The organism is Catellatospora sp. NPDC049609 (genome assembly GCF_040675365.1).
Taxonomy (GTDB): Bacteria; Actinomycetota; Actinomycetes; order Mycobacteriales; family Micromonosporaceae; genus Catellatospora.
The window spans coordinates 1-5,824 of the sequence record NZ_JBFAOU010000299.1 but is presented as its reverse complement, the minus strand read 5'-3'; the positions used below and the strand labels follow the sequence as shown (position 1 = coordinate 5,824).

Below are 5,824 nucleotides of genomic sequence, written 5' to 3'. Positions count from 1 at the left end.
AACGGCGTCTGGGCACCCGACCTCACCTGGCACGACGGCCTGTTCCACCTCGTCTACAGCGACGTCGCCAGCTTCGCCAGCGGCTACTGGGACCCTCAGAACTTCCTCACCACCGCACCCGACATCACCGGCCCCTGGTCCGACCCCGTCCGGCTGCACTCCCACGGCTTCGACGCCGCCCTGTTCCACGACGAGGACGGGTCCACCTGGCTGCTGTCGATGAGCGCGGACTGGCGGCCCGGCCGCGACCGGTTCGGCGGGATCGAGATCCAGCGCTACGACCGCGACAAGCGGCAGCTGGTCGGCAACGCGCAGATCATCTTCACCGGCACCGCGGCCGGGCTGACCGAGGGACCGCACCTCTACCGCCACGACGGCTGGTACTGGCTGGTCACCGCCGAGGGCGGCACCAGCTGGGAGCACCAGGTCACCGTCGCCCGCTCCCGCAACCTGCTGGGCCCCTACGAGGTCGACCCGATCGGGCCGCTGCTCACCTCCGTCGACCGCCCCGACCTGCGGCTGCAGAAGGCGGGCCACGGCAGCCTGGTGCAGACCCAGCGCGGCGAGTGGTACCTGGCGCACCTGGTCGGGCGCCCGTACAGCCCGCGCGGCAACTGCGTGCTCGGCCGGGAGACCGCGATCCAGAAGGTGGACTGGTCGCCGGGCGGCTGGCCGAGCATCGCCGGCGGCATCCCGGCCGACGAGTTCCCCGCCCCGGACCTGCCCGCCCACCCGTGGCCGGACGAGCCCGCCACCGACCACTTCGACGCCCCGCAGCTGGCCACCTGCTGGTCGACGCTGCGCCGGCCCGCCGCCCAGGACTGGCTGGACCTGTGCTCGCGCCCGTCGCACCTGCGCGTGCACGGCGGGCAGTCACCGGTCGGCAAGCAGACCCCGAGCCTGGTCGCGCGCCGGGTCGGCGCCGAGCGCTGCTCGCTGGAGACGGTCGTCGAGTTCGCGCCGGGCGACCACCGGCACCTGGCCGGCATCACCGCGTACTACAACACCCTGAACTGGTACTACCTCTACCTGACCCGCGCCGACGACGGCCGGGTGGTGCTGGAGCTGCTCAGCGCGGACAGCGGCCGGCGCAAGGCGTACCCGGACCTGACCGTCGACGCGGGCACGGCGTCGCGGGTCGGGCTGCGCGCGGTGTACGACGGGCCCGTGGTGCGCTTCGCCTACGACCTCGGCGACGGCTGGCAGGAGCTGCCGGTGGAGCTGGACGCGACGATCCTGTCCGACGAGCACGCGGCCCTGATCATCGACGGCGAGCCCGCGGCCTGGGGCTTCACCGGCGCCTTCCTCGGCCTGTGGGTGCAGGACCTGGGCAACGACGGCGTGTACGCCGACTTCGACCACGCCACCTACCTCGAGCACTGAGTGATGAAACTTTCGACGCCGTGGCGCGCCCGCGTCACCCGTACCGGCAAGGCATTTCCGGAAGTTCTCGTGGTTGACTGCCCACATCGGTCACCGTAACGTTCCGGCGTAGTTACGGAACAACGACCGGAACTCTCGGCGTCGCTCCCGATCGGACCGGATCGCCCCGTCTCGCGATCGCGGTCCGCGACACCGACGCACCACGCAATCCCCCGTGCACCCTCGTCGACGTCCGTCGACCGCCCCTCACGGAAGGAACGCACATGAAGCTCAGACGGTGGATGGCCACCGGCGTGGTCGCCCTCGCGACGGCCGGCGCGCTCAACTCCGTGCCCGCCACGGCGGGCCACCAGCCGGACCCGGCGAGCCAGAGCCTGCGCACCCTCGGCATGCGCCACGACCTCTACATCGGCACCGCGGTCGACATGGCCGCGCTGAACGACGCCGCCGACCCGCGCTACCGCGAGCTGGCCGCCTCGGAGTTCTCCACGGTCACCGCGGAGAACGTGATGAAGTGGGAGAGCCTGGAGCCCACCCGCGGCACCTACAACTGGGGCCCGGCCGACGAGCTCATCGCCTTCGCCAAGCAGAACCGGCAGCGGGTGCGCGGTCACGTGCTGGTGTGGCACAACCAGCTCCCGGGCTGGCTGACCAGCGGCGTCGCCGACGGCTCGATCAGCACCGCCGAGCTGCGCGACATCCTGCGCAACCACATCACCAACGTGGTCACCCACTTCAAGGGCAAGATCTGGCAGTGGGACGTGGTCAACGAGGCCGTCAGCGACCCGTGGGACAACCCGCCGACCCTGCACTACAAGGGTTTCTGGGCGCAGCACCTGGGCCCGGACTACGTCGCCGACGCGTTCCGCTGGGCGCGTGCCGCCGACCCGAAGGCACTGCTGTTCTACAACGACTACAACATCGAGGCGTTCGGCTCGGGCGACCCGGCCAACGACAAGACCCAGTTCGTGTACGACATGGCCAAGGGCCTGCGGGCGGCCGGCGTGCCGATCGACGGCGTCGGCAGCCAGGGCCACCTGGGCACGCAGTACGGCAACTACGACACGCTGCAGGTCGCCGCGGCGCTGAAGAAGTTCGCCGGGCTGGGCCTGGCCACCGCGTTCACCGAGGTGGACGTGCGCAGCCAGATCACCGAGGCGGTGGAGAACGGGGACTCCAACGAGATCAACCCGCGCCTGCAGGCGTCGGCGGCGAACTACAGCGTGCTGCTGCAGGCCTGCCTGGCCGACCGGCACTGCCTGTCGTTCACCGTGTGGGGTTTCACCGACAAGTACTCGTGGGTGCCGAACTGGTTCGGCAACGAGGGCCTGGCCAACATCTACGACGAGAACTACCAGCCCAAGCGGGCGTACAACCTGATGAAGGCCGACCTGATCTACCTCGGGGCGCCGTACGTGCTGCCGCGCATCCCGCAGAAGCCGCGCCGGTGACCGGCGCGCGGTGAGAGGGGGGCCGGTCCGCCGTCGGGTGGGCCGGCCCCTTTTCTGCTCCGCCCCCGGATGAGGCGTGACGCCGGGCGGTGCGGGTGCGACCGGACGGCCCTACTCCGCCGACCACCCATGTCGCGCCACCCGCCGTCGCCGGGCCCCTCGGAAGGCCCGGACGCGACCGCAGTATTTCGCCTGCCATCAAGTCACGTCAATGACTTTCGGAAAACTCTCGGAGCTTCTTCTCCCGGCCATCCATCCAAAATGGTGCACGATCAGCATTGCCGGACAACACCCTCCGATCCTCGGCCGCACGCATGGCGATGAAACTTTCCGGAAGTTGTTGACGCTGCGGAAACGCGCTGCGGACAATGACCTGCGCCGATGGAGTTCCGTTCGGACGGACCGGCTCCGCCCCTCGCTTCGGCGCCCCGACCCGAAAGGCCAGCGCATGTCCTCGTACGCCCTGACCCGCCGCGTCCCGCGGCTGGCCGTCGCGCTCAGCGCCGTCGGCCTCGCCCTCGGCACCGCCGGCACCGCCCAGGCCGAGCCCGCCGTCAGCGCCGACATCATCGACACCGCCCGCGGCCACGGCAACGTCGTCAGCTTCACCTTCGACGACGGGCCCAACCCGGCCGACACCCTGCGCCTGCTCGACGTGCTGCGCGCGCACCGCGTCAAGGCCGTGTTCTGCCTGTGGGGCGAGCACGTCGAGCAGCACCCCGACGTGGTGCGCAGGATCGCCGCCGCCGGGCACACGCTGTGCAACCACAGCATGCGCCACGACGATCTGAGCGCGCTGACGCCAGAGCAGGTCCGGGCCGACCTGGCGCAGACCAGCGCCGCCATCCGCCGCGCCGTCCCGCACGCCCGCATCCCGTACTTCCGCGCGCCGTACGGCGCCTGGGGGCAGACGCCCGAGATCGCCGCGTCGCTGGGGATGCGGCCGCTGGGCTGGCGGCTGGCCATCGCCGACTGGGAGCCGCCGGGCACCGACGAGCTCGCCCGCCGCCTGCTGGAGGGCGTCACGCCCGGCGCGGTGGTGCTGATGCACGACGGCGGCGGCGACCGCAGCCAGACCGTCGACGCCGTCGACCGGGTCATCCCGATCCTGAAGGCGCAGCGCTGGCGCTTCACCCTCCCCGAAGGCTGCTGACCACCACCCGAGCGCGGCGCCGCACCGCGGGACGCGGAGCGGCGCCGCTGATTTGTCAGAGCGCGGTGCAGGTCAGGGCCGGGTTCGGCGCCGAGCCGTTGGCCTGGAAGCCGAACTCGGTGAAACCACCCGCGTTGAGCCTGCCGTTGTAGGCCAGGTTGGTGACCTGGACCGTGCCCGTCGTGCCGCTGAACTGGCCGTTCCACGAGTTCACCACGGTGTTGCCCGACGGCAGCGGCAGGGTGACCCGCCAGCCGTTGATCGCCGACGAACCCGCGGTCACCCGCACCGCCGCGACGTACCCGGCGCCCCACGAGCTGGCAATGGTGAACGTCGCGGAGCAGCCGCCGGGCTGCGGCGGGGTGGACGGGCTGGGCGACGGCGGCTGCGACGGCGACGGGCTGGCCGACACCGACGGGCTCGGCGACGGCGGCCGCGACGGCGACGCCGAGGCCGACGGCGACGGCGGCGTGGTGTTCAGGCCGAAGAACGCGATCGCCGAGGCCGCCTGCACCGGCAGGTTGTGCGACGTGTTCGCCATGCTGACCGCCTCGACCATCACCTGGCCGGAGCCGTTGGCGTAGCGGGTCCGGGTCCAGTTCGACTGCGGGGTGTCGGTGGACGTCGGGGTCTGGCTCAGGCCGTGGACGTTGGTCCACTGCTTGATCGCCTCGCCGAAGTTGTTGTAGTGCAGGATCTCGTCGTTGGTGCCGTGCCACAGCTGCATCCGCGGCCGCGCCCCGGTGTACCCCGGGTACGCGTTGCGCACCAGATCACCCCATGCCTGCGCGGTCCGCGAGAGCTGCCCCTGCGCGCACTGGCTGTTCCACTTGCTCGACCCGGCGAAGCAGGCGAACGGCACGCCCGCGAACGCCGAGCCCGCCTTGAAGACGTCCGGGTACGCCCCCAGCAGCACGTTGGTCATCATCGCGCCGGAGGAGACGCCGGTGGCGTACGTGCGGTTCGGGTCGGCGTTGTAGTTCTGCTGCACGTACTTGGTCATCGACACGATGCTGAGCGAGTCGCCGCCGCCGTTGTGCGTGAGCGTGGCGCTGGACGCGACGTCGAAGCAGCCGTCGCTGGCGGTCACCGACGGGTAGACGACGATGAAGCCGTACTGGTCGGCCAGGCGGGCGAAGTCCGAGCCGCTGTAGAACGCCGGCCCGCTGCCGGTGCAGTAGTGCACCGCCACCAGCAGGCCCGGCCGCGGCGCGACGTTGTTCGGGACGTAGAGGTACATGCGCAGGTTGCCGGGGTTGGCGCCGAAGTTGGTGACCTCGGTCAGCGTGGCGGCCTGCGCCGCCGGCGACGCCACCATCACCACCGCGGCCGCGATGACGGCCGCCACCGCCGACCACAGTGCGTAGAGAGCCTTGCGTGGCTTCATGAGCTTCCGCTCCTCGAAACGGTGCGCAGGCGGGACGGGTTGCCGCGCCCGCGCGGACGAGCCCTGCCGTCCTCGCGCGTGACGCGGCGAGGTGCCCTCGGCAGATGACGACGGCCGCTGTCCCGGTGCGGTCCGTTCGGCTCCCGCCGGGGAGCCTAAGGCCGGGCCGCCGACCAACCAGCGCCTATCGATGCGTTGGGCGCGACTTTGCGCCTAACGGCACCCCGCCGGCGACGAACGGCAACCTCGCCCGGACCACCTACACCGCTGCGCGGCGGCCGGGCTCGCCCCGCTGTAGTGGCCGAAGCTGATCAGCTCGGGCAGCGGCCCGTCCGGCAGCGCCGCCGACTCGGCCGCCACCAGCTGCGCGTACGCGCTCGGCGACCGGCGCATGGTCGCTGCCGTCGCTGACCCTGGCCGCGAAGGTGCTCACCCGGATCGCGCGGCTAC

At 71.5% G+C, this 5,824-nt stretch carries 5 protein-coding genes; 3 read left to right on the top strand and 2 right to left on the bottom strand.

All coding sequences use genetic code 11. The features are described from left to right. The 3 genes from AB0J67_RS38800 to AB0J67_RS38790 all read left to right on the top strand — a co-directional run. Positions 1 to 1,383, top strand: a 1,383-nt coding sequence (locus AB0J67_RS38800) for a family 43 glycosylhydrolase (protein WP_363490443.1), incomplete at its 5' end; no start/stop codon positions are given. A gap of 263 nt (positions 1,384 to 1,646) precedes the next feature. Continuing rightward, positions 1,647 to 2,834, top strand: coding sequence for an endo-1,4-beta-xylanase (locus AB0J67_RS38795; protein WP_363490441.1), 1,188 nt, complete (start codon positions 1,647 to 1,649; stop codon positions 2,832 to 2,834). A gap of 448 nt (positions 2,835 to 3,282) precedes the next feature. Then, positions 3,283 to 3,987 carry a polysaccharide deacetylase family protein gene (locus AB0J67_RS38790; RefSeq protein WP_363490439.1) on the top strand — a complete coding sequence of 235 codons (705 nt, stop codon included), beginning with the start codon at positions 3,283 to 3,285 and terminating at the stop codon, positions 3,985 to 3,987. A gap of 55 nt (positions 3,988 to 4,042) precedes the next feature. Here the strand turns inward: AB0J67_RS38790 and AB0J67_RS38785 are convergent, their stop codons facing one another. Then, positions 4,043 to 5,374 carry a PHB depolymerase family esterase gene (locus AB0J67_RS38785; RefSeq protein ID WP_363490437.1) on the bottom strand — a complete coding sequence of 444 codons (1,332 nt, stop codon included), beginning with the start codon at positions 5,372 to 5,374 and terminating at the stop codon, positions 4,043 to 4,045. Between the two features lie 213 nt (positions 5,375 to 5,587). Beyond that, complete coding sequence (locus AB0J67_RS38780) at positions 5,588 to 5,767, bottom strand: hypothetical protein (protein WP_363490435.1); 180 nt, start codon at positions 5,765 to 5,767, stop codon at positions 5,588 to 5,590. Positions 5,768 to 5,824 lie beyond the last annotated feature (57 nt).

What these genes read in the sequence shown, in the direction of transcription:
- AB0J67_RS38795 (WP_363490441.1), top strand. Translation starts at nt 1,647, where the DNA reads ATGAAGCTCAGACGGTGGATGGCCACCGGCGTGGTCGCCCTCGCGACG.
- AB0J67_RS38790 (WP_363490439.1), top strand. Translation starts at nt 3,283, where the DNA reads ATGTCCTCGTACGCCCTGACCCGCCGCGTCCCGCGGCTGGCCGTCGCG.
- AB0J67_RS38785 (WP_363490437.1), bottom strand. Translation starts at nt 5,374, where the DNA reads ATGAAGCCACGCAAGGCTCTCTACGCACTGTGGTCGGCGGTGGCGGCC.
- AB0J67_RS38780 (WP_363490435.1), bottom strand. Translation starts at nt 5,767, where the DNA reads ATGCGCCGGTCGCCGAGCGCGTACGCGCAGCTGGTGGCGGCCGAGTCG.